Genomic DNA, 223 nt, shown 5'->3' on the forward strand with positions numbered 1-223 from the left:
AAGCCCCTCCATCATCCTGGCGAAGACCCCCATGTCACCCCACCGCTTCCATCGGTTGTAGAGGGTCTTCGGAGGGCCATACTCCTTGGGCGCATCACACCACCGCAAGCCGTTGCGATTGATGAAGATTATGCCGCTCAAGACCCGCCGATCATCGACGCGCGGCTTACCATGGCTCTTCGGAAAGAACGGTTTCAGCCGCTCCATCTGCTCGTCCGTCAGC

1 protein-coding gene is annotated in these 223 nt (G+C 59.6%); it reads right to left on the reverse strand.

Going from position 1 to position 223, the window contains the following annotated elements; genetic code table 11:
* Positions 1-222, reverse strand: a 222-nt coding sequence (locus tag EGN72_RS00070; RefSeq protein WP_233586964.1) for a transposase, incomplete at its 3' end; no start/stop codon positions are given.
* Position 223: the final 1 nt, after the last annotated feature.

Origin of the sequence: Pseudorhodobacter sp. E13 (genome assembly GCF_003991405.1) — a bacterium.
GTDB lineage: Bacteria > Pseudomonadota > Alphaproteobacteria > Rhodobacterales > Rhodobacteraceae > Pseudorhodobacter.